20 protein-coding genes are annotated in these 25,873 nt (G+C 69.1%); 7 read left to right on the top strand and 13 right to left on the bottom strand.

From position 1 onward, the window contains the following. Positions 1-27: 27 nt before the first annotated feature. On the bottom strand, positions 28-360 hold the full coding sequence (locus WMF34_RS45695; protein WP_012241560.1) for a hypothetical protein: 333 nt from the start codon (positions 358-360) through the stop codon (positions 28-30). Between the two features lie 313 nt (positions 361-673). After that, positions 674-1,726, bottom strand: a complete 1,053-nt coding sequence (locus WMF34_RS45700; RefSeq protein ID WP_437991759.1) for a LysR family transcriptional regulator — start codon at positions 1,724-1,726, stop codon at positions 674-676. On the opposite strand from WMF34_RS45700, the gene WMF34_RS45705 reads away from it, so the two are divergent. After that, positions 1,699-2,946, top strand: coding sequence for an MFS transporter (locus WMF34_RS45705; protein WP_012241561.1), 1,248 nt, complete (start codon positions 1,699-1,701; stop codon positions 2,944-2,946). The two genes, WMF34_RS45700 and WMF34_RS45705, sit on opposite strands and share 28 nt — an antisense overlap. A gap of 111 nt (positions 2,947-3,057) precedes the next feature. Here WMF34_RS45705 and WMF34_RS45710 read toward each other — a convergent pair whose 3' ends face one another. Next, the gene (locus WMF34_RS45710; RefSeq protein ID WP_437991760.1) at positions 3,058-3,492 is read right to left on the bottom strand and encodes a fosfomycin resistance glutathione transferase; all 435 of its coding nucleotides are present in this window, start codon (positions 3,490-3,492) and stop codon (positions 3,058-3,060) included. A 609-nt stretch (positions 3,493-4,101) separates the two neighbouring features. Here WMF34_RS45710 and WMF34_RS45715 point away from each other — a divergent pair. Continuing rightward, positions 4,102-6,546, top strand: a complete 2,445-nt coding sequence (locus tag WMF34_RS45715) for a cellulose binding domain-containing protein (protein WP_437991761.1) — start codon at positions 4,102-4,104, stop codon at positions 6,544-6,546. A gap of 253 nt (positions 6,547-6,799) precedes the next feature. Here the strand turns inward: WMF34_RS45715 and WMF34_RS45720 are convergent, their stop codons facing one another. Both WMF34_RS45720 and WMF34_RS45725 read right to left on the bottom strand, forming a co-directional pair. Further along, positions 6,800-7,591: a 2OG-Fe(II) oxygenase gene (locus WMF34_RS45720; protein WP_437991762.1), complete on the bottom strand. Its 792-nt coding sequence runs from the start codon at positions 7,589-7,591 to the stop codon at positions 6,800-6,802. 642 nt (positions 7,592-8,233) lie between these two features. Continuing rightward, entirely contained in the window at positions 8,234-9,355 is a 1,122-nt protein-coding gene (locus WMF34_RS45725; RefSeq protein WP_437991763.1) for an acyltransferase family protein, read from the bottom strand. Positions 9,356-10,629: 1,274 nt separating this feature from the next. Between WMF34_RS45725 and WMF34_RS45730 the strand changes: the two genes are divergently transcribed. Continuing rightward, positions 10,630-11,928, top strand: a complete 1,299-nt coding sequence (locus tag WMF34_RS45730) for a glycosyltransferase family 4 protein (RefSeq protein ID WP_437991764.1) — start codon at positions 10,630-10,632, stop codon at positions 11,926-11,928. Positions 11,929-12,779: 851 nt separating this feature from the next. Further along, entirely contained in the window at positions 12,780-14,138 is a 1,359-nt protein-coding gene (locus WMF34_RS45735) for an LLM class flavin-dependent oxidoreductase (protein WP_437991765.1), read from the top strand. 118 nt (positions 14,139-14,256) lie between these two features. Here WMF34_RS45735 and WMF34_RS45740 read toward each other — a convergent pair whose 3' ends face one another. Further along, positions 14,257-14,829, bottom strand: a complete 573-nt coding sequence (locus WMF34_RS45740; RefSeq protein WP_437991766.1) for a hypothetical protein — start codon at positions 14,827-14,829, stop codon at positions 14,257-14,259. A gap of 155 nt (positions 14,830-14,984) precedes the next feature. Further along, positions 14,985-16,181 (bottom strand): FAD-dependent monooxygenase, encoded by a 1,197-nt coding sequence (locus WMF34_RS45745; RefSeq protein WP_012241572.1) that lies wholly within the window; start codon positions 16,179-16,181, stop codon positions 14,985-14,987. A 195-nt stretch (positions 16,182-16,376) separates the two neighbouring features. Here WMF34_RS45745 and WMF34_RS45750 point away from each other — a divergent pair, with 195 nt between their 5' ends. After that, a complete protein-coding gene (locus WMF34_RS45750; protein ID WP_086018286.1) occupies positions 16,377-16,967 on the top strand; it encodes a hypothetical protein in 591 nt (196 codons plus the stop codon). Between the two features lie 105 nt (positions 16,968-17,072). Here the strand turns inward: WMF34_RS45750 and WMF34_RS45755 are convergent, their stop codons facing one another. Beyond that, a complete protein-coding gene (locus WMF34_RS45755) occupies positions 17,073-17,792 on the bottom strand; it encodes a hypothetical protein (RefSeq protein WP_437991767.1) in 720 nt (239 codons plus the stop codon). A 60-nt stretch (positions 17,793-17,852) separates the two neighbouring features. On the opposite strand from WMF34_RS45755, the gene WMF34_RS45760 reads away from it, so the two are divergent. Further along, positions 17,853-18,089, top strand: coding sequence for an MYXO-CTERM sorting domain-containing protein (locus tag WMF34_RS45760; RefSeq protein ID WP_231864602.1), 237 nt, complete (start codon positions 17,853-17,855; stop codon positions 18,087-18,089). Positions 18,090-18,143: 54 nt separating this feature from the next. On the opposite strand, the gene WMF34_RS45765 is transcribed toward WMF34_RS45760, so the two are convergent. The 5 genes from WMF34_RS45765 to WMF34_RS45785 form a co-directional block, all read right to left on the bottom strand. Next, on the bottom strand, positions 18,144-19,817 hold the full coding sequence (locus WMF34_RS45765; RefSeq protein ID WP_437991768.1) for a DEAD/DEAH box helicase: 1,674 nt from the start codon (positions 19,815-19,817) through the stop codon (positions 18,144-18,146). A gap of 87 nt (positions 19,818-19,904) precedes the next feature. Continuing rightward, positions 19,905-21,041 (bottom strand): hypothetical protein, encoded by a 1,137-nt coding sequence (locus WMF34_RS45770; RefSeq protein ID WP_437991769.1) that lies wholly within the window; start codon positions 21,039-21,041, stop codon positions 19,905-19,907. 378 nt (positions 21,042-21,419) lie between these two features. Continuing rightward, positions 21,420-21,986 (bottom strand): hypothetical protein, encoded by a 567-nt coding sequence (locus WMF34_RS45775; protein ID WP_437991770.1) that lies wholly within the window; start codon positions 21,984-21,986, stop codon positions 21,420-21,422. A gap of 33 nt (positions 21,987-22,019) precedes the next feature. Further along, positions 22,020-22,868, bottom strand: a complete 849-nt coding sequence (locus WMF34_RS45780; protein ID WP_437991771.1) for an SDR family oxidoreductase — start codon at positions 22,866-22,868, stop codon at positions 22,020-22,022. A 338-nt stretch (positions 22,869-23,206) separates the two neighbouring features. Further along, a complete protein-coding gene (locus tag WMF34_RS45785) occupies positions 23,207-24,319 on the bottom strand; it encodes a hypothetical protein (protein ID WP_437991772.1) in 1,113 nt (370 codons plus the stop codon). Between the two features lie 352 nt (positions 24,320-24,671). Between WMF34_RS45785 and WMF34_RS45790 the strand changes: the two genes are divergently transcribed. Continuing rightward, positions 24,672-25,868: a glycosyltransferase gene (locus tag WMF34_RS45790; protein WP_437994711.1), complete on the top strand. Its 1,197-nt coding sequence runs from the start codon at positions 24,672-24,674 to the stop codon at positions 25,866-25,868. Positions 25,869-25,873 lie beyond the last annotated feature (5 nt).

Here is a 25,873-nt window from a genome sequence, read left to right on the forward strand (position 1 = left end):
GTGCAGCAACTTGTTCGTGCCTGCTCGCTACCTACACCCGAGTGCGGCCCGCATCTGCTCCAGCACGCCGACGAGCCCAGCCTCCAGCGGGGCCGCCACGAAGTCCACCCCGCGCTCCTCGGGAATGGGGTGCGTCTCCCTGGAGAACTCGAGCGTGACGTCGAGGCGGTCCCCGATCCGGAAGACGTGCCCGAGCACGTTGTCCGTGGTCGGCTCCCAGCGGGGGAACCAGAACTGCTCCCTCGCCCCGCTGTCAGCGGCCAACAGCCGCCGGTGCGTCTCGGCCGGGGACAGAGCCGGGAACGGTAACGACAGGTCGCAGCCAGACCGCAGCCAGCTGATCGTGCCCTGCACGCTCATGCAGAGCTGCGGGACGAACGCAATGTTGTCCTCGCACGTCAGCCAGCGGCCGGCGGCCCAGAGGTCGACGCGCCGAAGCTGCTGGTTCCCCTCTCAGAGCTCCCCCACCTCCGCGGCGAATCGCTGCTTGTCGCCGATCAGCACCATCGTCCGATGCATCCTTCGTGGTCCAACGAACCGCGTGAGTTGCTGCGTTGGGGGTCGAATAGAGCGCCGCAAAGCGGACATCGCTCGGGATCCCCCACAGGCCTGTATGGCTCGATGCGCGCGGGCAGCCGGCTCGACGCTCGGGCCTGGTCCACGCACCCGGCGTTCAGCCGCGCCGCGCCGCCGCGCCGTCGACCACCGCCGGCACGGACTCCCGCATCACCTCGATGAAGCGACGCAGCCGGGCCGGATAGAAGCGGGCATGAGGATAGACCAGGTGGACCGGCAGCGGATCCGCCTGCCACGACGGCGCGAGGTGCAGCAGCCGCCGCTGCGCCAGGTCGTCGGTCAACAGCCAGGACGAGGCCACGCAGACGCCCAGCCCCATCAGCGCGGCGCTGCGCAGGGCATACAGGCTGTCAGTGCTCATGCGCGGCCGGATCGCGAGCTCGACCCGCTCGCCACCCGACGCGTGGGTCAGCGTGATCGTGTCGCGGTAGTAGGTGCGCAACGCCAGCCAGGGCATGTCGGCCAGGTCCGATGGATGAGCCGGCCGCGCGGCCCGGCCCAGCACCGAGGGCGCGGCGGCCACGATGCGCGGCACCTCGGTCAGGCGGATCGCCACCACGGCCGGATCGGCCACCGCGCCGACCAGGATCGCGCAGTCGATGCCGTCGGCGATGAAGTTCGGCTGCCCGTCGTGCAGCAGCCACTCGACCGAGACGCGCGGGTACCGGCGCAGGTAGTCGGCCAGCGGTTTGACCAGCTGGTGCTGGCCGAACGCGTGCGGCACGACAACGCGAAGCGTCCCGTCGGGCTGGTCGCGGTCGCCTCGCATGTCCGACGCGAACGCCTCCAGGCTGGCCAGCAGCGCCTTGGCGCGCTCGAAGCACCGTTCGCCGTCCTCGGTCAGCTTCATCGTGTGCGTGGAGCGCTGCAGCAACGGCAGGCCCAGCGAGCGCTCCAGCGCCTGCAAGCGCCGGCTCACGGTGGGCTGCGTCGTCCCCAGCAGGGTGGCCGCGGCCGACAGGCTGCCGGCCTCGACGATCCTCACGAAGGTCTGCAGCAAGCCGATGTCGTCCAGCGACGAGGGCGAGGGAGGTACCGGCCTGGTCATACGCCGACGGTATAACCATCGTGCGCTCCATGCCACTACAGCGCTGGAGCGATGGTTCCCATACTCCGTGTACCATGCACGCCATTCCGTTGACGCATACACCCCCCGCCACCCAGCCGCTGCCCGCCGCGTCCGCGCCGCCCCTGCCCGCCGCCCTGGTGCTGCTGCTGGCCACCGGCGCGGGCCTGGCAGTGGCCTCGATCTACTACAGCCAGCCCATGCTTGGCGTGCTGGGGGCCGAGATCGGCGCCTCGGATCGCGCGCTCGGCCTCGTGCCCACGCTCACCCAGCTGGGCTATGCGCTCGGCATCCTGCTGCTTGCGCCGCTCGGCGATCGCTACGACCGGCGGCGCATCATCCTGGCCAAGGCTGCCCTGCTGGCGGGCGCGCTGCTGCTCGGCGGCGCCGCGCATGCGATCGGCACGCTGCTGGTCGCCAGCCTGGTCACCGGCCTGGCCGCGACGTTGGCGCAGGACATCGTGCCCGCCGCCGCGACGCTGGCCCCGGAGGCGCATCGGGGCAAGGTGGTCGGCACCGTGATGACCGGCCTCTTGCTGGGCATCCTGCTGTCCCGCGTGATCAGCGGCTTCGTGGCGGAGAATTTCGGCTGGCGCGCGGTGTTCGTCGCCGCCGCGGCCAGCATCGCCCTGCTCGGCGCGGCGATGTGGCGCAGCCTGCCGCGCTTCGAGCCGACCACGCGGTTGAGCTACGCCGCGCTGCTCGGCTCCCTGGCCGACCTGTGGAAGCGACACGGCGCCCTGCGCCGCGCGACGCTGGCCCAGGGGCTGCTGTCGGTGGGGTTCAGCGCGTTCTGGTCCACGCTCGCCGTGATGTTGCACGGCGCGCCGTTCCACCTCGGCAGCGCGGTGGCGGGCGCCTTCGGCCTGGCCGGGGCGGCCGGCGCGGTGGCGGCGCCCCTGGCCGGGCGCATCGCCGATCGCAGCGGGCCCGAACGGGTGACGCGCATGGGCGCCGCCCTTTCGTTCGTGGCCTTCGCCGCCATGGCGCTGTCGCCCATGCTGTCGGCGCATGGACGGCTGTGGCTGCTCGGCGCGAGCGCCGTCGCCTTCGACCTCGGTATCCAGGCCGCGCTGGTGGCGCATCAGACCATCGTTTATGGCATCGAGCCCGGCGCGCGCAGCCGTGTCAACGCCGTGCTCGTCGTCGGCATGTTCGTCGGGATGGCCTCCGGCGCCGCGCTGGGCAGCGTGCTCTTCGCCCGGTGGGGCTGGCTGGCGGTGACGGCCCTCGCCTCGTCGGCGGCGGCCAGCGCGCTCCTCGTCCGGCTCTGGCCGGCGACGCGCCCGTCTCCGAGCGCGTGACGGCTCACGACAGCAGACGAGCTCCTGTCCTTCAGCCCTGCTTTTGCCAGCGTGATCCGCGCGACGTCCCCTTCTGTACCTCGACGATGTCGCGCGTCACGTGGTGATCGCTCAGCGCGCCGGCGTCTCGCTCTCTCCGTCGTCGAAGAACTCCATCCCTTCATAGGGTTTTTCGCGGCAGGACGTAAGGCGCGTCCGGAGGTCGCCGACGTGGATCTCGAGCTTGTGGCCGTCCGGGTCTTCGAAGTAGAGCGATGCCCCTTCGGAGCGGTTCTCTTTCCAGATCCGGGCCCCGCTCAGGCGAATGGCCTCGCCCAGGGAGGCGAAGCCCTCTGCATCGACCGAGAACGCGAGGTGCGAGTCGTCGGCCTGCCGCGCGGCGCGCGCGTTGAGCTCCAGACAGAGCCAGAGCGCTCCCAGCTCGAGGTATGCGCCCCTGGACCATTGCGCTCGCCGCGTTCCGCCGAGCACCTGGACGTAGAACTGCACGGCGCGGTCGAGATCTCGAACCGCGAGGGTCACGTGGTTGATGCCGCCGATCGCCATGGTTCCGGCAGCATAGGCGACAGCGGGCCCGTGCGGGAGTGTTCGAGCTCTCGAAGCTCCCGGTTGACGGCCCGGCGCGGTCTCGCCCCTTCACAGAGTGTCGCGCCAGCAGACGCCCGAACGCAATGAACTTCATGCTTTTTTACATTATTTCACGCGATAGTTTTCGAAATTAAACCACGAGTCGCCGAGGGGCGCCAAGCGCATGAGGAGCCGTGCTGAAGTCCGGAAGAACCCTACTGGCGCAGGCGTCGAAGAGCGACTATGCAATGCCCCGTCATCGGCCGTTCGGCGATGGGAGAGATGATTTTGCACTGCTGAGCTTGACAGGGCTCCTTTGTTTGCCAATAGCGTTCGTCACACCGAGAGCGACCGCCCGCCGCGCCGGCACGAGCGCGGCGGGCGTCGCCAGGTGTGAGCCCCGGCATCACGGCTGAATGACGGCATCACGCATGCGCATCGGGCCATCCCCGGCGCTTGCCAGGCCATGAATCCGGACGCTAGATCGGTTCGAGTGTCAGCAGCGCGCCGTGACGCACGGGGTGGTTCGTCGCCCTGCCGAACGAGGCGCGACGGTCGGACGCTTCATCACCAACTTGGGTAAGAACCATGCACAACTTCAGCTTCCAGAGCAGATGGGACACGTGGATGGCCGCTGCAGCGCTGGCGCTGCTGCCGGCATGCAGCGACGGCTCGACGGAGCCGATCGGCACATCGCAGGCCGCGCTGCAGGGCGCGAACGGGATCAGCGCGGATCGCGTGATCGATTCGCAGTGGGGTCAGGGGTACTGCGCGCGCATCGTGGTGAGCAACCAGCACCCGAGCGCCACGACGGGGACGTGGAGCGTCGCGCTCGACGTCGGCCCGGGCGCCGTCTTCTCGTCCTGGGATGGCACGTTCAGCGGGAGCACGGGTCAGATCACGGTCACGCCCCAAGGCAGCAATGCGGCGATCCCCCCGTCGGAGAGCCGCCAGTTCGGGTTCTGCGCCAGCATCCCGAGCCAGGGGATCGAGCCGGTCGTGCTGTCGGTCAGCAGCGACCTGCCGCCGATGGGCGGCGGCGTCGCGATCGCGGAGTACAAGTTCCCGGCCGCGATCGACGCGATGGTCAGCCCTGACTACGCGACCGAGCTCTGGGCGTCCTTCTACCGCCCGGCGAACCTGGAGGCCGGCCGGCAGTATCCGCTGCTCGTGTTCATGCACGGGAACCACCCGACGTGCGGCACGGGCGTGAATCCTCGTACGGACAACAACAACCAGTATGCCACGACGGGGACGTGCCCGGCGAACTACGTCGTCGTCCCCAACCATCGCGGCTACGACTACATGGCCGAGGACCTCGCCGCGCGCGGCTATTTCGTGGTGTCCATCAACACGAACCGGGGTATCCATGCCGCGTCGGGCTCGCCCGGCGACGAGTTCGTCATCGGGCCGCGCGGACGCCTGCTGCTCCGCCACCTGGAGCGGCTGAGCCGCTGGGACAGCGGCGCCGAGCCGACGCCCCCGGAGCTCGGCGTGGATCTGCTCGATCGCATCGATTTCGACCAGGTGGGCTTGCTGGGGCACTCGCGCGGCGGCGAGGCCGTGCGGTTCGCCTACAACGAGTACCGCCGGAGCGGCAGCCCCTGGCCTGCGCTGATCGACAGCCCGGTGAGCATCCGCGGGATCTTCGAGATCGGCCCGACCGATCAGGGCCAGAACGGCCAGCGCCTGAACGCTGACCAGACGGCCTGGAACGTGATCCTTCCGGCATGCGACTGGGACCTGAGCGATCTGCCCGGGATGCGCCCGTTCGATCGCATGATGAGCATCGCCGAGCCGGAGCCCCTTTCCAAGTCCTTCTATCATGTGTGGGGCGCCAATCACAATTACTACAACAGCGAGTGGCAGCTCGCGGACGGGAACAGCGGCGGGATCACGGGTTGCATCGACCATGAGGAGCTCTTCGATCCGCTGGAGTATGGCTCGCCGGCGCAGCGCGAGACGGGTCGCCTCGCGGCCGTTCAGTTCTTCACCGCCAACGTGGGCGCGGAGCGCGACGAGGCCGCGAACGCCCTGTTCGACCCCGCCTTCCCCTTTCCGGACGTCCCGTACCGCGTCCGCCGCGGCTATCACCCGGGCGGCGGCTCCGCCGACAGCCTGATGCTCGAGGATTTCATCAATCCGACAGGCACGAGCTCCTACGGCCTGCCGAACACCACCGGCGGCACCATCGCGGTGGACCACACGCCCCTGAGCGGGCACGACCCTTCGCTCTCGGGCGCCTGGATCCACGACGTGGCCGCGGGCAGCGCGACGTTCTTCCAGTCGAACTGGTCTGTGGCTGGCACGGGCTTCGATCTCACGAGCTATGACACCCTCGATCTTCGCGCCGACCGCAGCTGGGGCTCCGACCCGGCCGAGGCGTCGTTCCTCGTGGAGCTCGTGAACGCCGACGATACCCGGTCGAGCGCCGTCGCCATCGATGAGTTCCTGGAGCTCGGTCCTCCGCCGCGCGGCGGGACCACGCTGCCGACCGCGCGCATTCCGCTGTCCTCGTTCAGCGGCGCCACGCTCGCGTCGGTGCGCGGGGTTCGTCTGACCTTCACCACCCCGCTCGACGGAAGCAGCCTGTACCTGGCGAACATCCGCGCGACCCGCGCCACCACCGAGGCCCTGGCGGCTTCGGGGCAGCTCGCCTCCGTTGCGTCGAGCGCAGCGCCGCCGATCTCCCTCGCGCGCGCCGCAGGCACGAGCAGGCCCGAGGCGCGGCGGATCACGGCGGGCAATGCCATCCAGAGCGTGAGGCGCAGCGGGGCCGACGCTGTCGAGCTCACGCTCACGAGCGCCGAGTTCTTCGACCTCCGCGCGACCAACCTGGTGCTCACCGTCGGCGCCGAGCGAAGCACCGCGGCTCGCCATCCGAACGGCGATCTCCACACCGTTCAATTCCTGCTCCCGCGCGCCGCCTTCGACCGCCTCGCCGCGCAGGAGCCGGTGACGGTCGACTACGGTCAAGGCTCCTCCGTGGCCTGGGACTTCGGGCACCTCGACAAGACGGCGCTTGCTCCCTGAGCCGCCGACGGCGCGCCCTGGCCTGCATCGAGGCCGGACCGGGGCGCGTCGCCGCCACTTCACACGCGCCGAGGCTCATTCCCACGTCGTCGCTCTCGTCGCCCATGCGGGCGCTGGGCCATCGCAATAACATTGATATTTCACAATCGTGAAATCGTACGAGGGTGGTTGAGGATAAAAATGCCGTAGACCGACTGTGAGCGATTCGGAGATGGATGACTGAGGGCGAGCACATTCAATCGCATGAAAATCGTCAACTCGGCGCAGCGTTGGAGCGCATGCGCTTGAGCATCGTGGTCCCGAACGCAACCAGCGGATAAAGAGGCGGACCATATAGAATTTTCTTCTTTGACGCGCTGAAGATGGTGTCGCGCGGCGCCCTCGCGCCGATGAGCACCGTCCACCTGCCACGCGCGGCACCATCGGCCGGAATTTGCGTCAGCTCCACTTCGTGGAGCAGCGTCTTGTCGAAGATCAGCGCATCTCCCCTGCGCAAGCCGAGATCTGCTTCGACCCTTCGCCGCGTCCCGTCCTTCGAATAGATGACTAGGTTGCCACCTTCGTAGTCCTTCCCCGGCTCCGACAGGGCGACCCAGAACTGAATCAGCGGCAGCGGTGCCGGGCCATTGTAATCCCTATGTCGCGAGAGCATTCCACGATTCCCGTAATAGTGGGTGACGATTACGTAGTCATGTAGAGTGGCCTTCTCGTTACGATAGATTGGGTTGCTGAGCCACGCGCTTTCGATTGTATCGCGAATCGCGATGGCCCGACCAAGGAGGCCGCCAATAAAGTCGTCCTGGTGATTGTGGAGGTACTGGTAGATCCTGGCGGTTCGCTCCACGTGGTCGTGTGATCTGGGATGGACATAGTCGCACATGGAATTGGTGATGATCCGCGCGCGAATGCGACGAGCGTCCGTCATGAATCGCTCGCAGCTTTCCCGGTACTTGTCCGTCTCTTTCGTCGAGAACAGGCCGCGAATCACGAAGAAACCCAGGGATGGATCCAGCAGGTCCTGCCGCGCCTTTTCAGTGTCGATCATGGGGCCTCTTAGACTTTGCCAATGATTTGTTGTCAAAGCCTGCCCGAGAGGATCGTGCCTGCGCTCGGGCGGGCTCTCTGCCATGTGCGGAGTGAACGGACATTCGGCCAGATGAAGTAAGAGGTCGAAATGCGGCATCGCCTCTCGCCGGAAGACGTCCGCCGCATACCCGGCGGCGTGGCATTTAACGAATCATAAAGTGCGTCCCCGTCGAACGCGTCAGTGCGCCGTCATTCGATCCGTGCTAGGTTGCGTTTCGCTTCCTGCAGAACCAGTCGCGACACCAGTACGGAATTCTACAACGGGGCGATCCAGCTGCCAACTTATTCTTCCGACTCCATTTTTTTTGATATGTTTCACTCAGTTGTCCTGAAAACCGCAGCTCAGGCGGCGACAGGTAGAGTGCCGTCCTGATCGGATATTGTCGTTGATGACATACGGCTCGTGCTCATGCTCGCCGTTCGCCAGGCGCGGCCCGTTGTGGACACCTGCGCTGTGCGGCCGAACGGCGTGTACCTGGCGGCCGCTCGAGGATATCGTGACCATCATCGCGGACCTCATTCGCTCTTCACATCGCCCCTCACGTCACGTAGCTGACTCGATGACGACCTTGCGCCTGCGCTCCGCCCTTGTGGCGATGCGCTAGATCCCGCGGTGCCCTACCTGGCGCACGGCACGCGTCTCGATGGACAGCCTGCACGCCGAGGAGCGCCCGCCGCGCCGCCTGACGCAGTAGACTAGGCCGCGATGGCGGTCGGCTGCCGCGCCTCGCGCGGCTTGTGGCCCATCCATTGGTCGCGCAGGATGAGGAAGGGGTGCTCGACCAGCACGTACGTGACCGACGAGAGCAGCGCCGAGAGGCCGAAGAGCGACATCGCGCCGCAGAGATACGACAGCGCTGGTGGCCAGCCGGCCGTCGCTCTCACCCACGGCCCGGGGAGCACCTCGGTCAGCACGAAGTGGTTGAGGTACATGCCGTACGAAAGCACGCTGAGCGCGTGGAACACGCGATGGCGCGAGGCCCACCGGCAGGCCGTCGTTGTGCAGGTGAATGGCGAAGTAGAGCGTGCTGAGGTCGCCCGTCTCGACCACCGAGGTGGTGTACGTGAAGTAGCGGTTGAGCGAGGTGATCGCAGCCAACACTGCGAGGATCACGAAGAAGCCGCGAAGCGGGATGCGCCGACCGAGCGCGATGACGAGCAGCGGCGCGAGGATGTAGAACTGCTCCTCGGTCGACAGCGACCACGCGCCGCCGAGGCCGCTCTGGGCGTAGTTGGAGAAGAACAAGATGTCCGCGATCCCCACCGGACCCTCACCAGGTAGGGGAAAGATCGTGACCACGAAGCAGATGAAGAAGTAGAGCGGCCAGATGCGCAGGGCGCGGCGGGCGAAGAAGCGCGGAAAGACAACCGTTTTGCTAACAGCTGCCTCCTTCCATAGCTGCCGGCCGATGAGGTAGCCGGAGAGCACGAAGAAGATGTCGACGCCGACCCAGCCGAAATGGAAGAACGGCAGGCGTTCCATGCCCACCTCGACGCCGTCGGCCCGGCGGAACCCGCTGGCCCAGTGTCCGCACACCACACTCAGCACTGCCATCGTGCGCAAGAAATCGAGCGAAGGGACGCGCCCGTCATCGGGACGTCCGGTGATGGCGTCGAGCCCGGCGCGGAGGACGCCGGCAACCCGTTTCGGATGGCTCTCGGTGCAGGCGGCGGTCATTGCGGCCACCCAACCTTGGAAGTGCGTGCGAAAGGCATGCCTCATGCTCCCTCGTGTTGTCTTGAAGAGCGAACGTCCTCCATGCCCATGCGCGCTCGGCTAGCACGCCGCTTGCACAAGGACCTTCTCGGCCCCCGCACGGCCGTCCTGGCTGAGCAACTCCACGTTCTTCCCTTCGAGGAGAGAGATGAAGCCCGCTATCATTAATTCGAAAAATGGACTTTTGCAATCGGTGATCGCTCCAGCGAGATCGAGAGCGGCAAATGTACCAAGAGAGGCCCGTCCGGGATGGCAGCTGGGCGAGGACCGGCAGCGTTTCCCTCCGCGAATGCGCCTCAAACGGTGCTCGGAACGGCTCGGCAAGCGTGACGGATGGCCGCTCTGCGGCAGAAGGCCACAGCGCTCGTTGGGAGAGAAGCCATCCCAAGATGCACGGTCCAACGGCTCGCACACCAGCCTTGGATGGCCGGCACGCCCAGCATACCGCTCGCAAGCGCGGCTCAGCACATCTCCCGCGCCGGGGGCCCTGCCGATCGAGAACGACTCGACCTCGAATGGCGAGTACGTTCCGAGGCCGCTCGATGATCGGCTCCGCTGGTCCTGGCGAACAGCGCTCGAACGCATTGAACAGAACGCTCGTCACGCCGGTATGTCCCGCGGAGATTTCTTGCGCTCAACGTGCGGGGCGGCGACGGCCCTGCTCGCGATCAACTAGGCTATCGCCGCGGCTGAGGGCTATGCATCGCCCTGCCTGGGGCGAAGCCGGGCCGTTTTGGACACGTGCGCAGCACGACGGGTACAGGACGTCCCAGGCGAGCTCTGCCCGTCGCCGCCCTGCACGACTAGCTCCCTCCCCGGGGGCCGGGCGGCTCGATTCCACCTTACATGCAATCGGGGAAGAACTTGAACGACGAGCTACTCTTCCGCATGTCAGCGATCAATCGAGCGATTATTGACGTACGGAAATTGAATCGGCCCGCGAGGGCGCGCGCCCGCGCTTCGGGCGTGTCCGGCCGGAACGCTCGGCCCGCGTGCACGTCATTCCGTGCGCTTCGCCCGATGCGAGGTCCTCCTCCCGCCTCCACGCACGCTCGCCAACCAGGCTTGTGCCGATTTTCATGCAGCGCACCGGAAAGGCATATTAGTCTTTCCAGACTATGGTCGCCACTCCTTGAGCGCCGGCCGCCCAGTCCATCACCGAGCCGGCGCAGGGGGCTCGGGCCGCGCGTCGCCCGGAACGTGCCGCGCGGCGGGACATCGTTCCAACCGGCCTGCGCGACCCGCACCAGCCGGAGGCGCCTATGTCCGCAATGGGACAGATGCGTATTCTCTATTTTGCACCCCGTGCCTGCTGGCCGCTGGACGCCGGGGCCAAGCTACGCAACTGGCACTTTGTCCGGCAGCTCTCGCGCTTCGCGCGGGTCACTTACCTGAGCTTCGAGGACGGCGCCCTCGGGGAGGGGCGGCTGCGCATGGGCGGGTTCGGCCCCGTTCCTCCGGCGATGAGGGAGATCGCGCAGATCTCCGATCACGTGGTGACGCTCGCCCGGGAGCGGCCAAACTCCCTGGGCAAGATCCTGCTCGGGGCCGTGGGGCAGCTGCCGCTCGTCGTCCTCAACTACACGACGAACGCCATGCGTCAGGAGCTCGCGCGCGTCCTCGAGCAAGGCCAGTTCGACGCCGTGCAGGTCGAAAGCGTGCACCTCGCCGGCTATCTGCCCTTACTGCGCGCGGCGCGCAATCGACCGCTGCTCCTCTGCGACTGGCACAACATCGAGTCGGAGGTGCTCGTTCGCTACAGCAAGCACGCGCCCGACCCCCTCCGCGGGCTCGCGGCGTCCGCGCTGGCATCGCAGCTCGCCGCCTTCGAGCGCAAGGTGCTCGAGCAGTTCGACGCGCACCTCACGGTCAGCGAGCGGGATCGCGCGCAGCTCCTCGCGCTCCGCCCCGACCTGCGCGCCTTCGCCGTCGACAACGGCGTCGACGTGGACGCCTTCGCCGGAAGCGGGCATGCCTCCGAGCCCGCCCAGCGCCGCCGCGTCGTCTTCGTCGGTTCGATGGATTGCCTCCCGAACGCGCAGGCCATCGTCGCCTTCGCGCGCGACCACTGGCTCGCCATCCACGCCGCGCGGCCGGAGTGGCGCCTCACCGTGGTCGGCAGGAGCCCCGGGCCGGAGGTGCGCGCGCTCGGCGCATTGCCCGCCGTGGAGGTGACCGGGACGGTGCCCGATGTGCGTCCCTACTATGCCGACGCGATCGCGTCGGTGGTACCACTGCGCATCGCGGGCGGGTCGCGGCTGAAGATCCTGGAGGCGCTCGCGGCCGGCGTGCCCGTCGTCTCCACGCAGCTCGGCGCAGAGGGGCTCACGCTGCGCGATCGCGAGCATGCGCTCGTCACCCGGACCGTCGAGGAGCTCCGCGGCGCGCTCCTCGAGCTCGACGCGGATCCGGCGCTGCGGGCGCGCCTGGTCGCGTCCGGCCGGGCGCTCGTCCAGAACAGGTACGACTGGAGCATCGTGGGCGACACGCTCGCCCGCATCTACCGGCAGCTGCATCAGCAGCGCTTCGGCGTCCTGGCATCGCCCGCGGCCGAGAGCCTCTCCGCGCGTCCTTGCTGACCCGATCCCCCCGAGAGTTGCCGCGCTCCACGCCTAGCCGGGCGCCGTCCGCCGCCCCCTCAGGCCATTGCGGAGCCGGTCACCGCGGCGGTGGCCTCGAACCCCTCCGCGCGCGCGCCCACGACGAGCGGGTTGTCCGCGACCTTCGCCTGCCGGTGCGGGATCACGGCGAACGAGACGTCGCACGCCCCGCGATTGCGCAGAACCCTTGCCGCTTGGACGGTCTGCCGCTCCGGACCGCCCCAGAAGCGACACGGCATCAGGTGGAGGAGCCGGAGCCGTCGCAGAGACTCCGAATCTACACAATCGCTGCGCGCGCCGCACCAGGTTTACCTCGAGCGGAGGCTTCCTGATACGAGCGCGGGGCACGCCCACGTGTCTTTGGTTGCCGTTGTCGGTGCCCGGCGTTATCTCATGGTCTCCTCCCTCTCCCTTCGGAGCGGTTCTCTTTCCAGATCTGGGCGCCGCTCGTGATGGCCACGGGGTGTTGTCCCTGATGCGTCCCATCGCATCGTCAGAGGAAAACTGCACAGGGAGGCAGCGAGACGGGGAGTGAAATCCCATCACTCTCCCTGTCTTCCCGCCTCCCCGTTCAATTTTTTGGCCAAAACGGCCAACAAGAGGAGGGGATTGTCAGGTGTTGCCCCGGAAGCACCTCCGCAGCACCCGTGCTTCCCCACGGGCTCTCGTCGCGCCGCTCGGCGGCCCCTTCCGCGCACCTGCACCGGCACGACGCTTGCCCAGGTCCTCGGCGCTCGGAAGGTGGTTCCACCAGGGCCGACCGAGCCCGCCGTCCCGCCATGGGCCCGCGGCGGCTGACCTCTTCACGACCCAGCCCCAGGACCCTTCTCATGAGCTCACCCCGCAAGCAGCTTCGACTCGGCGCGTTCATCCCCGCCACCGGTCACCACGTCGCGGCCTGGCGGCACCCCGACGCGCACGCCGATGGAGGTCACAGCTTCAAGCACTACAAACGGGTCGCCCAGGCCGCCGAGGAAGCCAAGTTCGATGCCGTCTTCCTCGCCGACAGCGCCGCCGTCTGGGGAGGGGCCTCCGATCTCGCTTCCCTGTCCCGGAGCGCCCACGCCGCGGCGTTCGAGCCCATCACCCTCCTGTCCGCCCTCTCGTCGGTCACGGAGCATATCGGACTCATCGCCACCGTCACGACCACATACAACGAGCCCTATCACCTGGCGCGCAAGTTCGCGTCGCTGGATCACCTGAGCGGCGGCCGCGCCGGCTGGAACCTTGTCACGTCGGCCAACCAGGCCGAGGCGCAGAACTTCGGGCTGGACGCCCACGTGGAGCACGCCCGCAGGTACGAGCGCGCCGAGGAGTTCATCGATGTCGTGATGGGGCTCTGGGACAGCTGGGAAGATGATGCCTTCCTGCGCGACAAGGAGTCCGGCGTCTTCGTCGATCCGGACAAGCTGCACCCGCTGAACCACAAGGGAAAGCACTTCTCCGTGCGCGGGCCGCTCAACGTGGCGCGCTCGCCGCAGGGCTACCCGGTCCGCGTGCAGGCGGGCTCGTCGGAGCCGGGCAAGGAGCTGGCGGCGCGCACCGCGGAGGTGATCTTCACCGCCCAGCAGACCCTCGCGGACGCCCGGGCCTTCTACGCGGATGTGAAGGGACGCCTGGCCAAGTACGGGCGCAGCCCCGAGCACCTGAAGATCATGCCCGGCCTCTTCCCGGTCGTCGGGCGCACCCAGGCCGAGGCGCAGGCGAAGTTCGACGCCCTCCAGGACCTGGTCCATCCGACCGTGGGGCTCGCGCTGCTGTCGGGGATGATCGGGGGATTCGACCTCTCGAAGTACCCTGTCGACGGGCCGATCCCGGAGCTCCCCGCCAGCAACGGCGGCAAGAGCCGTCAGGCCCTGCTCCTCGATATCGCGCGGCGGGAAAACCTCACCATCCGCCAGCTCTACCTCCGGATCGCCGGGGCACGCGGCCACAAGCAGCTCGTGGGCACGCCGGAGACGATCGCCGACCTGATGGAAGAGTGGCTGTTGAACGACGCCGCCGACGGCTTCAACGTGATGCCGCCCCACCTGCCCGGCGGGCTCACCGATTTCATCTCCCTGGTGGTCCCCGAGCTGCGCCGCCGCGGCCTCTTCCGCACCGAGTACGAGGGCCGCACGCTGCGCGAGAACCTGGGGCTGCCGCGCCCCGAGAGCCGATTCACCCGGCGCGCAGCCGGCGCGGCCTGACCGGACCTCGGAGCCTGGGTGCCTGGTCGGCTTGAACGAACGGCCAGGCGCCGCGTCGGGCGGCGTCTGGGACCAAGCGGGGAACATCATGCCGGAGGCGCTCCCTGGTGCATTGACATCAACGACCTGGATTGACCTCCTCGATGAAGTAGGCGGTCTCTACGGAATCGTCGTCTACATCGAGGAAGCTCGCCGCGTCGGCCATCGATGGTCCGACGTTCGTCTCCAGCCACTTCTTCACGTCGCCAGCGCCGGCGTCTTCGAACAGCAGATCGGACGCTTCTGACGGCCTGAAGCCGCTGTCCGGTAGGTAGATGACCATGCTCGCTCGAACCACCGTTGACAATAGCCGGAGGGACTCTCGCAGACCCTGCCGCACGTCACGCTCGTGAAGAAATGACCACCATCGCGCCAGATGCGTGAATTCGATCAACCTCTTGTGGACAGCGGCGCGGAACCCGTCTGGGCCATCCATACACACGTAGCCCTCGTTGAATAGCTCCTCGGCGGCGTTCGAGCTGAGCCCGCTCAGCTTCCATCCCCAGGACGCTCGTCCAGCCCGGGCCCACTCCTGCACCCACGGACGGAGCGCGGGCGGCAGTGCCCAAGCAGCGTTGAGCGCGCGTGGCAGTTCATAAAGTTCATCCCAGGATAGGCCATGGTCGACGATGGCGGTGAAGTCTATGCCCATGTTGTGACTCCATTGCTCGGCAATACAGCGTGCTCGCTCCAGCTGACGCTCTGCGGTGCCGCCGCGGCTCGAAGCGCGGCCGGCAGCACGGCTTGCTTGCGCGGCCTCGCTCGTCAAGCGCCGCGGCGAGATCTGCTGCCAGGGTCATGCGGCTGTCAGCCTCCATTCGAGTAATCGGGGAGCTCGATCTTGTCGGCCGCGGAGGAGCCGAACCACCCCTCGCGGCGCTGCAACAGGGGAGTGGAAGCGAGCCAGAGGACCCGGTGAAGGAGCGAAACCCCGAGCCTCGACCTCGGGTGCGCGATCCAGGGGACGCCTGGCGGGAGCTTCTGGGCCAGGTCGACATAGGGGCGCATGAGCTTTTCATACGCCGCGAAGGCGTCTCGATGGTCGGCGTGCCGCGACAGCTCTCCCGCGAGCACGTAAGCGCCGACGAGTGAGAGGCTCGCGCCCATCCCGCTGACCGGCGACGGGCAGTACGCAGCGTCACCCACGAGCGCGGCGCGACCGTTTGACCAGCGTGGCGCCATGACCTGGCTGACCGCGTCGAGATAGACGTCCTCGGAGCCCGCCAGCGCCGCGAGCACCCGCGGCGATTCCCAGCCGGCGCCGGCATAGACGCGCGTGATGACCGCCTTCTGCTCGGTGACGCTCAGCCTTTCATACCCACGCGGGGGCGACAGGAACCAGAGCGACGCCCGGGTGGTCCCCGTATTGTCTGGGCGCAGGAGGATCGATCGCCCGCCGGGGGCGTGGTACCAGCGAGCCCAGGCGCTGTCGGATGCTCCGCGGGGAATCGTGAAGTAGCTGGCATACAGGTCGAGCGGGCGAATCCTGGGCTCATCCCCGACGATGAACGTACGGGTTCGCGAGCGGATGCCGTCGGCAGCGACCACGAGGTCGAAGTCGCGCGCCGCGCCATGCTCGAAGGAGACAGTCACCCGGTCGCCGTGGTCCCGGAGGCCCGTGATCTGGTCACCAAAAACATACTCCGTCGCGTCTCGGGTGCGGTCGTAGAGGATCCTGGCGAGGTCACCGCGGAGGATCTCGAGCTCCTTGGTAAACCCACCGGTGTCCGAGGTCTCCGCGGGGAACTCGGCCCTTGTCACGTCGTGCTCGTCGACGAAGCGGAGTCCCAGCTCCCCCGTCGTGGCGGCTCGGATGTCGCCCTCGATCCCCATGCGGCGCACGACCTTCCGCGCCGCGCCCTGGACGTCGATGTTCTGCCCGCCGAGCCGGAGCGCGTCGGCGCGTTCCACGACGACGGGTCGGAATCCGTGGCGCGCAAGCCAGAAGGCGAGCGCGGGGCCGGCGATGCTCGCCCCCGAGATCAAGACCGCCCGATGTTCCACCGGTGGAGTGTCACCGGGCGGGGGCAGGTGTCAACCCGGTCCGGTTCGACCGGATCCTCACCGCGGCAGGATCATCGCTGGGCTGTCGCGTCGCGGTCCGCTCGGCGGGGCTCAAGCCCTCGGGTACCCTCGGGGCGTCGTGCTGGCGCCGGCCTGGCGGTGCGTTCGGCCGCCGCTTCGTCTATCCTGGTCGCCATGATCAAGCGCAGCGGGAGCAGCCGAGTCGCGCCGGCGGACGACGTGTTCGCCGCGAGGAAGCGCAAGCCGGTACCGCACGAGTTCGTGCTCGACGCGCTCGCCCCGCTCGGGCCCGAGACGCGGCCGATGTTCGGCTGCCTGGCGGTCTATGTGGAGGACAAGATCGTCCTCATCCTGCGCGACAAGCCCGCGCCCGCGCAGGACAACGGCGTCTGGCTCGCCACGACGGCGGAGCACCACGCGGCCCTGCGCCCTGAGTTTCCGAGCATGCGAAGCATCGAGGTGCTCGGGAGCGGGGTGACGGGCTGGCAGGTGCTCCCGGCGGAGGCGCCCGATTTCGAGGAAGCCGCGTTGCGGGCCTGCGCGCTCATCGAGGCGGGCGATCCGCGCATCGGGAAGGTGCCGGGCGAGCGGCGGAAGCGGGGCGAGGCGCCGGCGAAGAGGGCGGTGAAGAAGGCGCCGGTGAAGAAGGCGGTGAAGAAGGCGCCGGCGAAGAAGACGGTGAAGAAGGCGCCGGCGAAGAAGGCGCCGGCGAAGAAGGCGGCTGCGAAGAGGGGCGGGAAGGCGACCGCAAAGAGGGGAGCTTGAGCGCCCACGGCCCGAGTTCCTTCGCCAGGTAGCTGTCGGTCATCATCGCGAGCCGCGAGCGGCCGTGCCCATGGCGATGGCTGGGCGATCACCCTCATTCGATCATCAGATCCCGCTTGGTCGAGCCCAGGCCGCGTCGAGCTCGGGCGAGCGGACCGGATCGGAGGTCCGGCGCGCCGGCTCGACCGGCACCTGACGGTATTCGATTCTTACGAGGGGACCCAGCTCCGTCTGCAGGGTTCGCGCCACGTCCGCCCCGGCGCGATCCGCGAGCACGTCATAACGTCCTTTCGCGACGTCCAAGGAATAGAGGAGCTCCACCTCCGCGGCGCGCGGGTGGAACTCTCCGCGCTGGATGACCTCGAGGGCTCGCCTGAGCTCACCACCGCTCCTGCAGCTCGGTCGCACCACGAGGGGGATCGTGGGCTGGAGCAGCTCCAATCTCTCCGCCACCGTCGAGAGATCCTGGGTCGCGCCACGGTCGACCAGCGCGATGAAGTGCTGCGCGGCATCGTCCGCCGTGATCCCGAGGATCTGCGGGTCGCCTTCGAGCGCCTCCTGAAGGCGAGCGAGCTCGATCTGAACGTAGGCGCCGCTTCGCCAGGTATGACGGCGAAGGTATCCGTTGGGCAGCTCGTCTTCAGCATCTGGCGAGAGAGGCGGCGCACCGCAAAACGGTGAAGCCACGACCGGCACATGGTATCCGAGCGCCAGGCGGTCGAACGAGACGGCCCCGGCGCTGCTCGATGTGCTCAGCTCGAAGCGAACCACAAGATCCCGACAGCCCTCCGCGAGGCGATCGCGCAGAGATTGCGATACCGGCATCGATACGATCTCGAATCGTCCCGTGGCGATCGGGGCGATCTCGGCGGTCCCGATGAGCTCGTGAAGAACGCCCGCGGCAGCGTGGGCGGGGCGGCGACGACGGCCACCTCCTCCGGGGGCGGCGACGCACCGGGCGAGGGAGGTGGGCTCGGCGGAACAACGCCGGACACGGGGTCCTCCGACGAGGGTTGTGGGTGCGTCGTCGCTGGAGCCAGCACCACGACAAGCTCGTGGGCCGCGGCGCTCGCCGTGGGGCTCTCCGCCCTGGCGATGCGACGGCGCCGGAGCCGCGGCTGACCTTGGGCCAGCCGAGCGGCCCGACCATGGGAAAGCACACCGTGAGGCGATCCGTCACCTTGGCGCGGCGACCCTCGCCCACACCGCGAGGATCATCGCCTGTTCCATGGTGCTCGGCGGGGGATGACCTCTCGGGGGCTCGGCCGGCAGGGGCACGGGGGCCTTTGCCTTGCGCCATGGCGCGTCGTGGCGCGCCGAGGCCCCGGCCGCGGGGCCGCGGCGCGCGACCTCGTAATCGACAGCGGCCACCGCCTCTTCGAGGGTGGAGAAGCGCTCGACCTGCTTGCCGTCCAGCAGGACGTGCCATCGCTTCCCGCGAGCTCCGCGGGCGAGGACGACGACCTCGCTGATCGCGCCGGGCTTCCTCTCGTAATGGAGCGCGAGCCCGAAGCGGCCGAGAGAGGCCCACGCATTGCGCGAGATGGCCATCACCTCGGGGTCGACGCGGAGGCTCAGCGGATCGAAGTGCGCGGCGCGCTCCTGGATCTCGCGCAGCGTGATGCGGCCCGCCTCGACCTCGAACCCGGGGTAGTCGAAGGTCACTTGCCGAAAGAAGCGGCTCGCCTCCGAAGCGTCCCGGCCCTCGAGATCGAGGTCTCGGGGCATGCCGAAGAGCGAGGGCAGCGTGCACAGCTGGAGCGAGGAGAGGTCGACGAAATCGAGGATGAGGCAATCCTTCTTGCCTGGATGCAGGCGCGTGCCGCGCCCGACGCACTGGGCATAGAGCCCGTCCGAGCGGGTGGGGCGGGCCATGGCGATGCAGGAGACGCCAGGGTCGTCGAAGCCCTCGGTGAGGACAGCGACGTTGGTGAGGACCTGGACGCGCTCTTCCCGGAAATCGGCGAGGATCCGGCCGCGGAGGTCGGAGGGCATGTCGCCGTGGACATAGGCGGATCGGACGCCGAGGTGGTTGAGCGCCTTCGAGAGGTTCCTGGCGTGCGCGACCGTGACGCAAAAGGCGATGGTGCGCCGGTCGCGGGCGAGCTCTTGAATGGAGCGGGCGACGAGCGCGTTGCGCTCCTCCATGTCCACGGCCTCCTCGAGCTCGTCCGTGGCGAAGTCGAGGCCGCCAACGTCGAGGCGGGAGAGGTCGGTGGCGGTGGCGACGCGGTAGCCGGTGAGGGGGGCGAGGTAGCCGTCCGCGATCATCTCGGTGAGGGAGCGGCTGTAGACGATCGCCTCGAAGACATCGTCGAGGCCTTTGCCGTCGCCGCGGGCCGTCGTGGCGGTGAACCCGAGGAGGGTGCCTGTCCACGCGGGGTCGAAGGCGCCGAGCTGGCGGAGGACGCGGCGGTTGTCGTCGGCGGGGGCGTGGTGGCATTCGTCGTAGATCACGAGGCCGATATCGCGGCCGCCGGTGACCTGTTCGAGCCGCTTCTCGTGGAGGGAGCGTATGGAACAGACGATGACGCGCGCGTCCGCCGGGGCGCGGAGCTCGCCCTGCTCGACGGCGACCGTGGCCTGTCCGGCGAGGGCGCGCTCGATCTTGTCCTTGGCCTGGAAGAGGAGCTCTTCGCGGTGGGCGAGGACGAGGACCTGCCGCCTGGCGAGTCGGGCGAGATGGGAGAAGATGACCGTCTTGCCAGCGCCGGTGGGGAGGCACACGACCATGCGCCGGACGCCGCGCCTGCGGGCCGCGAGGACGGCGTCGACGGCGGCGCGCTGGTAAGGGCGCAGGGCGGGGGCGCCGGGGCCCATCGGTGCTGAGGCGGTCGTGGGTGTGGTCATGAGCTCTCGCGCGGGCGCCGCGCACCATAGCCCGGAACCCCTGGGCCGGGCCGCGCCGGGTCGACTGCGACGGTACGCCTGGACCGGTCAGCGGCGATCGCGACGCCGCCCCGCGCGGCTCGCGAGGGATAGCGCGAGCCCGATCGCGGGCAGCGTCCAGCCCGACGAGGCGCGGCGTCCCGCGCTGACCGCGCTGACCGAGCAGCCGCCGCTGTCGTGCTCGGCATTCGGGTCCTCCGGAGAGGTACCGCCACCACCCGCACCGGTGTCCTCGCAGGAGCTCACGTCATCGTTGGCGCAGAGGCTGATATCCTCCGCGCAGAATGCCTCCCTCGCGCTGCACCAGGCCTCCTCGAAGCCCTCGGGCGGAGAAGCGCACGCCTCGATGGTCTCGCCGATGCCCGCCGCGTCGGCCGGGAAGACGCCCGTCGCGCCCGCGTCGCCGTGCGCAACACAGGTGCGCTCCTTCTCGACCGTCGCGCCGTCGACGAGGCTCTTGTACGTGAGCTGGTAGCAGTACTCCGTGGCCGCGACGTCGTACGTCGCGGTCAGGGCCCCTCCCCAGGCCGTCTGCTTGCCGAGCTCCTCCCCGTCTGGACTCGAGAAGGTGACGATTTGCACGTACTGGCCCACGCCGTGGTCCACCCCCCCGCTCGCATCGAGGAAGACGGTGACGTAACGCTCCACTTCCTCCGCCACGCAGCTTCTTTCCCCACCGCAGCTCCCCGGGCCCCAATCGGGGGTGCAGCAACTCGCCTCGCCGTGCCAGCGCTCCCCCAGGAGGACGCTGGCCTGGACGGGGACGGCGCCGACGTCCATGTCGACAGCCGCGCTGGCCTGGGTCTCCTGGAACGCGGCGCTGAGGTTCGGTCCCTCGACGGTGACCTGGTAGGTGTGGCCGTCGACGAGCGGGGCCGCGGGGCGAAAGGCGAGCACGCTCTCGCCCTCGCGGACAGGCACGTCGGCGACCTCCTCCTGGGTTCCGGTGAGGACCTCACCCGTGTCCTTGTCCTTCACCACGAGCACGGGCGCGCTCTCCGGACAGCTGGAGTAGCAGACGGTCCGGGCCACGATGACCCCATCGATCGGCACGGCGCGCGGGACCAACGACGCATAGGGCCCGTCCAGCGGAGGCGAGCAGGCAGCGCTCGGACGGGAGATACCGAGAGCGGCCAGGCCTCCCATGACGGCGAGCGCCATCGCGGTGAAACGAGAATAAGGCATCGAAGTTCCTCCTCGAGCGACCCGACAAGGGTCAGCTCCGCGCGGGCATTTGCAGGGACCGCGCCGGTATGCAGACGCCGTGCCGCCCGCGACTCGCCCGAGCACCGCGAGGTCCTTGTGGGTCCCCGCGCGTGTCGCGCATGACCGTGGTGTCAACCTGTGCCGGCCGCCCTGTGTCACCTCGACCATTGGGAGAAGAGATATCTGTAGAATTGCTCGAGATCCACATGGTCGAGCGCCTGCACCGGGCGGCCGCCGGGCACGACCCTCGTGCGCCCTTGCGAGGGGCCCGCGGTGACTGAGCGCGCCGCCCATCCAGACGATCTCCCGGATGTTCCTCTCGATGCCGAGGATCGATGTCGAGCGCCGCGGCGGGTGCTACTGCAGGCGGTGTAGGTGGTGCTCCTCGCCGTTCAAGGTCAGCACCGCCATGAACCCGTCACGCGCGAGCTGCTTCTCGATCCTGAACTCGTGCGTTCCCTGCGCGACGGAGGTGTCGACGATGCGCGCGACCTCCGGCTCCAGGGCGCCGCCGGGGTAGCTGTAGATGTCGAGGCGCAGCGCGCAGGCGCGCTCGATCGTCGCGCGGGCGACGAAGGTGTCATTGGCCTCCGTCACCGAGAAGGCGCTCCCGAGCTCGCCCTCGACGGAAGATCTCCTGAGTGCCCGGGCGATCTGCTGGCTGGCGATCGGGGCGTACACGTCCAGCACCATCACGTCCTTGTTCTGCTCCTTGAAGCGCGCGTGGAGGCGCGCCCGGGTGGCGGCGTCCACGCCGCCGCCGATCGTGATGAGGTCGAAGTCGCCGGCGTGGAACTCCGTGTCCGGCGACGCGCTCAACGTGCCGACAGCCGAGTGCCCCTGCGCGTCCAGCGCTGCCACACTCCGCTCGAGGATATCGGCCCTCTTGCCGATGACGAGGATCCTGGTCGCTCTCGTTGCCATGCTCTCTCCTCCTTGGCGATCTACCGCCGCGCCCTACTGGAACGCTTTCACGTGGCGTTCCAGCCATTCGTCGAACGTCCGCGCCCTGCGCCCGAGGAGCTGCTCGACGGTGGACGACGGCTCCTCTCCCTTCCCGGACCTGATCAACGCGAACGCCTCGAGCAAGGCGCGGATGAAGCCCTCGGGGAGCTTCGCCTTCACCATCGCCTCGCGGGCGGCGTCCTCGCTCACGTCGACGTACCTGAGCGGCCTGCCAATCGCGGCGCCGATCTTCGCCACCTGCTCCGCTGCGCTCAGCGCCTCCGGCCCGGTGAGCTCGTACTCCTTGCCTTCGTGCCCCGGCGAGGTCAGCGCCTTCACCGCGACCGCCGCGATGTCGCGCTCGTCGATGGGCCTCGTCCTGGCGTCGCCCAGGGGCTGGAACACCGCGCCCTGCGCCTTGATGGACGCGGCCCACCGGAGCGTGTTCGAGGCGAACCCTCCCGGCCGGAGCATCGTCCAGGCGACGCCCGACGCCTTGACCCTCGCCTCGGCCTCGCGGTGCCAGCGGGCGATCTGGACGTCGGGCGCGCGGGCGACGCTCGACGACGAGAGCAGCACGATGTGCTTCACGCCCGCCCTCTTCGCCGCGTCGGCCGCGTTGCCGGCGAGGTTCGGCAGGTCGCCGCCCGCGCAGACCAGGAACGCCCTGTCCGCGCCCGCGAACGCGGCGTCGAGCGTCTCGGGCTTCGAGAGATCGCCCTTCACGACGGCGATGTCGCCGCCGAGCGCCCCCAGCCTCGCCGGATCGCGCACGAGCGCGCGGACCGGCTCGCCCGCGTCGACGAGCTGCTCGAGCACCGCACCACCGACATTCCCTGTCGCTCCGGTCACCAGGATCATCTGCCGCTCCCTTTCATCGCGTTCACCTTCCATGGCGCACCGCCCTCGCCTCGCCGGCGGGCCGCGCCCGAGGAGCAGCGTGCAACGGAGCCTCCCGCATGTCGGATCTCACGCCAATGCATTGGAATATCTCTGCTCGTTTGTTGCCTGCCCACCGTGCGCTTCCGGGCGGGAAGCGCTCTGTCGGCCGAGATCAATCGCCCGGCGAGCTTGCCGCGATCGCCTCCGCTTGTCGTATCGTGAGCGTCGTGCGGCCTGGCCCACCCGTCTCGTCGGCGTCTTTCTGAAGGGCCGACCCGCCCTGTCGTGATTCCCAGGCCGGCGCGCTACGGCCCGCGCTACGCGGCCACGCCGAGGGTGCCGATCTCCTCGAACTCGCGGATCATCCGAGCGAGCCCGCCCTCGTCGACGCGGAGGCCGAGCGCCGCCGCGGCGTGGACGAGGAGCTTCCGCTCGCGCAGCGACGCGACCTTGTCCACGGCCGCCGCGATCTCGAGCGCGCGCAGCAGCGGGGCGCGCGCGCCCTCCGGCACGTCGCGGAGGCGCTCGATCCAGGTGATGTCGTCGGCGAGGCGCTCGTTCAGGCCAACGCGCGCCGGGGCCGGCAGCCGCCGCAGCACGGCCGCGAGCAGCGCGGACTCCTCCGGGGTGAGGCGGCCGTCGGCGGTGAAGATGAACCAGAGCCCGTCGAACAGCCGATCGAGGTGCGGGCGCAGCGTCTCGTCGCAGAGCGCCTCGTCGAGCGCGCGCCGGTAACGGAGGTATCGACGCGCGGTATCCCCGAGGCGCCGGGTGACTACCCAGCTCGTGATCGACGACGAGGCGACCGAGAGCACGGGCACCAGGTTGCGCGCCACGCTCTCGCCGGCGAGCCGCGCCGCGAGCTGCTTCGCCACATCCGAGCCGCGCCCGCGCGCCGAGCGCACGAGCACGCCCGCTGGATCGTCGGTGTCCTGGGGGTGCTCCACGGCGCCGAACGCGAGGGCGAGCAGCGCCCACACGTCGGCCGGCTCGTCCGGATTGAACCGGAGCCCGAAGAGATCCGCGAGCTCGCAGAGCATCTGCACGTGGAGGAGCAGCCGGAGCACCGTCTCTGCACCGATCGCGAGCATGGCCGAAGGGATCGCAACGAGCCCGCCGAGCCCGTTCGTCTCGGCCGTGGCCACGGCCGCGCCGGTCGAGAGCGCCCCGGTCGCGCCGCCCGCGAGCGCCGAGCGGATGCAGGCGCGCCGGATGACCGCGCGCGCGTCGGTCGCCTCCGTCACGCCGGTCGCCTCCGCGATGATCTCGGGTCGAGGCCGCCGGTTGTAGCGGCGCACCGCGCGGGACAAGAGCTCCTCGAGCCATGCGTCGACCAGGCGCCCGCGCGCGCCAGCTTCGCTCGTCGCCTCGCTCAGCGGGAGCGCCGCGGCCCCCGCTGCGTCACCAGGATGCGCAGCCTCGTCGCCCATGGATCAGGGCGGTTCAAGATGCATTCCGCGCCCCGCGGGCGCCGAGGCAGAGCCCGCTCGCGGCCCTGCCGAGATCGGCCATTGCCTTGGTCGGGCGTACAAGGATTCACCTGCTCCCTCGCCGAGGAGGAGGAGCACCTTCCGCTCACACGGCTCGACGAGCCAGCTCAGCTCCAGGAGGCACCGGCCGTCTGGGCCTGAACGGATGATCCGTGTATGGGCGTCCTCGCCCTGCCTCCCGTTCCAGCATGTATACCGGAACTCTGGCGTTGATACGATGAAAAAACGCGTCTCCGGTGCCATCGTCGCCTCCGTCATCCACGCGGCCCGCGTGGTGGAAGGGAGAGAGACGATGCGGGTATTGCTGACGGGAGTGGGGACTCGCGGTGACGTGCAACCCGTGGTGGCCTTGGCCGTCGAGATGCGGCGTCGGGGGCACGATGTGAGGTTGTGCGTCCCGCCGAACTTCATCGACTGGGTGGGCAGCATGGGCTTCACGGCGACCCCGATCGGAATCGCGATGCGGCAATCGAGCGGGGCCGCCGCGCCGGCCGCCCCGCCGACGCCGGAGCAGGTCCGCGCGCTGGTCGAGCACCTCGCGAGAGACCAGTTCGACGCGACCGCGTCGGCCGCGGAGGGATGCGACGTGATCGTGGCCGGCGGAGCGCACCAGTACGCCGCGCGGTCCATCGCGGAGCGGCTGGGCATCCCGTCCGTGGTCGCCGTGTACGCCCCGGTGGCCCTGCCATCGCCGGACCATGCGCCCGGCGGGGAGCCCGGGGGCGACCCGGAATCGAACCTCCGGTGCTGGCAGGACGAATCGCGGAGCTGGAACGAGCGCCTCCTCGAGCGCCTCAACGCCAATCGAGAGCGCCTTGGCCAGGGTCCGGTGAGCGACGTCTTCAGCCACGTCCTGGGCAAGGCGCCGTGGCTCGCGGCGGACTCGGTCCTTGGGCCGCTGCCGGCGACGCCCGGCCTGCAGGTCACGCAGACGGGAGCCTGGCTCCTTCCCGACCAGGCGCCGCTCGTCCCCGAGCTGGAAGCGTTCCTCGCCGCCGGCGAGCCGCCCGTCTACATCGGCTTCGGCAGCATGCCTGTCGACCCGCAGACGGGCCGTATCGTCATCGAGGCCGTGCGGGCCGCGGGGCGCCGGGTTGTGCTGTCGCAGGGGTGGGCCGAGCTCGGTCTCGTCGACGACGCCCCCGACGGCATCGCGATCGGCGACGTCAACCAGCAGGCCCTGTTCCCGAGGGTCGCCGCGGTGGTGCACCACGGCGGGGCGGGTACGACGACGACGGCGGCGCGCGCGGGCGTCCCGCAGGTGATCGTCCCGATGTTCGCCGATCAGCCCTACTGGGCCTCGCGCGTCCGGGCGCTCGGGCTCGGGACGTCCGTGGCCCGTGGAGCGCTGAGCGCGGAGTCCCTTCTGGCCGCGCTGGAGGGCGCCCTCGACCACGGGGTCGCCGCCCGCGCGGCGGCGAACGCGGGCGCCGTGGCGGTGGATGGAACGGCCGTCGCCGCCGACCTCATCGAGCGGGCTTCCATGTGAAGCTC

This window comes from Sorangium sp. So ce145 (assembly GCF_051525985.1).
In the GTDB taxonomy this organism is placed as follows: domain Bacteria; phylum Myxococcota_A; class Polyangia; order Polyangiales; family Polyangiaceae; genus Sorangium; species Sorangium cellulosum_B.

Coding starts and splice junctions, on each gene's coding strand:
- WMF34_RS45765 (WP_437991768.1), bottom strand. CDS start 19,817: ATGACCACACCCACGACCGCCTCAGCACCGATGGGCCCCGGCGCCCCC.
- WMF34_RS45730 (WP_437991764.1), top strand. CDS start 10,630: ATGCGTATTCTCTATTTTGCACCCCGTGCCTGCTGGCCGCTGGACGCC.
- WMF34_RS45735 (WP_437991765.1), top strand. CDS start 12,780: ATGAGCTCACCCCGCAAGCAGCTTCGACTCGGCGCGTTCATCCCCGCC.
- WMF34_RS45790 (WP_437994711.1), top strand. CDS start 24,672: ATGCGGGTATTGCTGACGGGAGTGGGGACTCGCGGTGACGTGCAACCC.
- WMF34_RS45695 (WP_012241560.1), bottom strand. CDS start 360: ATGAGCGTGCAGGGCACGATCAGCTGGCTGCGGTCTGGCTGCGACCTG.
- WMF34_RS45755 (WP_437991767.1), bottom strand. CDS start 17,792: ATGCCGGTATCGCAATCTCTGCGCGATCGCCTCGCGGAGGGCTGTCGG.
- WMF34_RS45785 (WP_437991772.1), bottom strand. CDS start 24,319: ATGGGCGACGAGGCTGCGCATCCTGGTGACGCAGCGGGGGCCGCGGCG.
- WMF34_RS45780 (WP_437991771.1), bottom strand. CDS start 22,868: ATGATCCTGGTGACCGGAGCGACAGGGAATGTCGGTGGTGCGGTGCTC.
- WMF34_RS45705 (WP_012241561.1), top strand. CDS start 1,699: ATGCACGCCATTCCGTTGACGCATACACCCCCCGCCACCCAGCCGCTG.
- WMF34_RS45775 (WP_437991770.1), bottom strand. CDS start 21,986: ATGGCAACGAGAGCGACCAGGATCCTCGTCATCGGCAAGAGGGCCGAT.
- WMF34_RS45770 (WP_437991769.1), bottom strand. CDS start 21,041: ATGCCTTATTCTCGTTTCACCGCGATGGCGCTCGCCGTCATGGGAGGC.
- WMF34_RS45720 (WP_437991762.1), bottom strand. CDS start 7,591: ATGATCGACACTGAAAAGGCGCGGCAGGACCTGCTGGATCCATCCCTG.
- WMF34_RS45715 (WP_437991761.1), top strand. CDS start 4,102: ATGCACAACTTCAGCTTCCAGAGCAGATGGGACACGTGGATGGCCGCT.
- WMF34_RS45750 (WP_086018286.1), top strand. CDS start 16,377: ATGATCAAGCGCAGCGGGAGCAGCCGAGTCGCGCCGGCGGACGACGTG.
- WMF34_RS45710 (WP_437991760.1), bottom strand. CDS start 3,492: ATGGCGATCGGCGGCATCAACCACGTGACCCTCGCGGTTCGAGATCTC.
- WMF34_RS45740 (WP_437991766.1), bottom strand. CDS start 14,829: ATGGGCATAGACTTCACCGCCATCGTCGACCATGGCCTATCCTGGGAT.
- WMF34_RS45725 (WP_437991763.1), bottom strand. CDS start 9,355: ATGAGGCATGCCTTTCGCACGCACTTCCAAGGTTGGGTGGCCGCAATG.